This is a genomic window from Microcoleus sp., assembly GCF_049646505.1.
Classification (GTDB): Bacteria; Cyanobacteriota; Cyanobacteriia; order Cyanobacteriales; family Microcoleaceae; genus Microcoleus.
In genome coordinates, this window is sequence record NZ_JBARVX010000132.1 from 1 (window position 1) to 2,578 (window position 2,578).

4 protein-coding genes are annotated in these 2,578 nt (G+C 48.7%); 2 read left to right on the forward strand and 2 right to left on the reverse strand.

Features of this window, described 5'->3' with window-relative positions; translation table 11 throughout:
- Window positions 1–1,119: DUF3536 domain-containing protein (locus WBA89_RS07740; RefSeq protein WP_424405330.1), on the forward strand; the 1,119-nt coding region annotated here is incomplete at its 5' end.
- 67 nt (window positions 1,120–1,186) lie between these two features.
- On the opposite strand, the gene WBA89_RS07745 is transcribed toward WBA89_RS07740, so the two are convergent.
- The gene (locus tag WBA89_RS07745; RefSeq protein WP_424405332.1) at window positions 1,187–1,336 is read right to left on the reverse strand and encodes a hypothetical protein; all 150 of its coding nucleotides are present in this window, start codon (window positions 1,334–1,336) and stop codon (window positions 1,187–1,189) included.
- Window positions 1,337–1,786: 450 nt separating this feature from the next.
- On the opposite strand from WBA89_RS07745, the gene WBA89_RS07750 reads away from it, so the two are divergent.
- Window positions 1,787–2,020, forward strand: coding sequence for a ferredoxin-thioredoxin reductase variable chain (locus WBA89_RS07750; RefSeq protein WP_424405334.1), 234 nt, complete (start codon window positions 1,787–1,789; stop codon window positions 2,018–2,020).
- A 258-nt stretch (window positions 2,021–2,278) separates the two neighbouring features.
- Here WBA89_RS07750 and WBA89_RS07755 read toward each other — a convergent pair whose 3' ends face one another.
- Entirely contained in the window at window positions 2,279–2,512 is a 234-nt protein-coding gene (locus WBA89_RS07755) for a hypothetical protein (protein ID WP_373535802.1), read from the reverse strand.
- Window positions 2,513–2,578 lie beyond the last annotated feature (66 nt).

Genomic DNA, 2,578 nt, shown 5'->3' on the forward strand with positions numbered 1-2,578 from the left:
GCCGAAGTTTACCGCCAACTGGTGGTGACAGCCCAAGTTAACCTCAGACAAGTAGCCGCCCACTACGCGATTAGTTCTTTGTTTGCCAAATATCCCCGCCAACAGCGAGTTTACTGCTATCAGGCCCAGCAGCAAGATTTCCAAATTCAGCGGATGGGATCGATGACTCTGGCGGTGGGTCAATTGCAGTTAACTTCGGAAATTACGCGGGAAACAGAGGTGTTTGTGTTTGCTGCGTTCCACCTCGGGGGCTGGGACTTTCACTGCTGCATTCAGCCTTTTGGCAGCCGCCGGTCTTACACGATGCTGAAAGACCGATTGTTTGGAGTTCTGCAAGAAGCTTCGGCGGCCCACGCGATTCTGGAAATGGTGCGGTTGTTTGGGGATCAGTCGTTTAGCTTGCGGGATTTGTTCGCTGAGGAACGCCACCGGATCGTGCAGTTGCTGAGTCAGGAAAATTTGACTCGCTTGGATCAGCTTTACACTCAGGTTTATCGGGAAAATTACGGGGTGATGATGGCTTTCCACCGCGATGAGCTGCCGGTGCCTGTGGAGTTGCAGGTGGCTGCTGAGGTGGCTTTGGGACACCGCTGTTTGACGGCGGCGAAGGCTTTGGAACTGGAAACCGGGGAGGGGGAGTCGCTGTTGGCGGAAATTGAGGCGATCGCTACTGAAACGCGCAACCTGCGCTGTCAATTGAAGGTTCCTGAAGTTAAGCAAATTTTGGAAAACATGGTTTGGCGCTCTCTGGACGCGCTGCTGCAATCTGCTGCGGGCGATCGGGAACGGTCGCCTGTTGAGTTAGAATCTGATATCGCTACGATCGAGCGTTTGATTGCTGTGGGCGATCGGCTGAGTCTGGGTTTGTGTTTGGACAAATCGCAGGAACTGTATTTCAATTCTCTGTACAGTCAAATTGTGCCTCTGTGTTTGGGCTGGCTGCAACGGCGAGCGGAGGCGGCGGGCGAAAATAAGGTTGACCCCGTTGCTTTGGATGTCGCGCGTTCAGAGGGCGACTGGGAGTTGTCTTCGATCCGCCAGTTGCTGGAGTTGGGTCAAACTTTGGCCGTTGATGTTGAGTGTTGGTTGAATCAGTTAAGCCGATCGCTTTCCAATTAGTCGGGAATTAATTTCCCCCGTCACAGAAGCCGCCCGATCGGGATTTAAGCCTCCATCGCGCGGCTTGTTAACCGAGAATCGATCGGCTTTTCGGTTTCGTGCGATCGTGGCTGGCGATCGAACTACTGACAGGGAACCGCCAATTTTGTTTAAGTTTTCGCTCGAATTGTGTGGGAAGATAAAAAGACTGTCCCCAAATCCTGCAGGTGTTCTGCACTTGCAGGCTTTGTAGAGTTGTGTAGAGAGAACACTAATTTTAAATCTGTCAGGAACCTCAGCCCTGACGGCGTGAGGCTTGAAAGAGAAATCTCAAAAGCCATCCTGTCCAGCCTAAGTCTTAACTGACTACGTTTTTTGAGTCACGACACCCTGGGATCCGTAGCTAGTCCCTCGCTCTGTCGCTAGTGGTTAAACAATTCTAAGGTCACTGGAATAGTGCTGCTAGCTCAACAAGCTCTTAAAACATTGGCGAAGCTAACATCACCCCGCAAGGGCGGCTCGCAAGAGCAAATACTATGCGTACAGGATTGGGAGGTTTGAAGCGGTAACTGTCCCGCTGAGAGTACAACACAAAGGTACACCGAATTAACCAATTCCAAGGCGGTAGTAAATCAAAAAACAATGTAAAGCCGTCCTAGAAGGACGGGGTTTCAAACCCATTTTTCTGATGAAAGTTGGCGATCGCGTTTGCGTTAAAAACTCTGTTGTTGTCTACCACCACCCTCAAAATCGCAGTCAACCATTTGATATTAAGGGCATGGAAGGAGAAGTCGTGGCGATCGTTCACGAATGGCACGGCAGACCTGTCAGTGCCAATTGGCCGGTTTTAGTTCAGTTCGACAAAAAATTTAAAGCTCATTTCAAAGAGGATGAGGTTGAATTGATATCTTCGGAAGTCTAGCACTCTCAAAAACAGCGCCGGAGCCCAAAGGCAATCTCATACCATTTTAGATTTTAGATTTTAAATTTTAGATTTGGAATGGCTGATGAGATCGGGGTTTGGAGATTTTCTAAAGCTGCATTGCTGTTGGCAACTAATATCCAATCCGGCGATCTAACCATAAGAGAATTTGTAGTGAAGACTTCTGTTGTTTCTCTGGCTTTTAGTCGATCGGCAGGACTAAAGTCCTTCCTACAAATTCTCTTTTTTGTTTAATTCTTAATTTTGCGATCGTCGGCGGCAGAACCAACCGAAAATATTAAAATCTCCCTGCATTTTCTGCAATTCCTGCTGATGCTGCTTGGCTGTAGCGTAGTACCACTGACAGTGACGTTCGAGTTCTTCGCGGTACTTAATTTCGGCGTAAAACTCGCGAACAATTTGGTTTTGTTGGAAAATTTCGGCTGCTGGGGTCGATTCTGGGACAACGTTTTGCAACTCGTGGGGCAACATGATTGTTTGGGGGCGACTGTGGCAAATATTGGCTGTAATGACTTTAAGCTAACACAATAAATCAGA

Bases quoted from the DNA above. Each gene is read 5' to 3' on its own strand.
- WBA89_RS07750 (WP_424405334.1), top strand. From the start codon at position 1,787: ATGAAAGTTGGCGATCGCGTTTGCGTTAAAAACTCTGTTGTTGTCTAC.
- WBA89_RS07755 (WP_373535802.1), bottom strand. From the start codon at position 2,512: ATGTTGCCCCACGAGTTGCAAAACGTTGTCCCAGAATCGACCCCAGCA.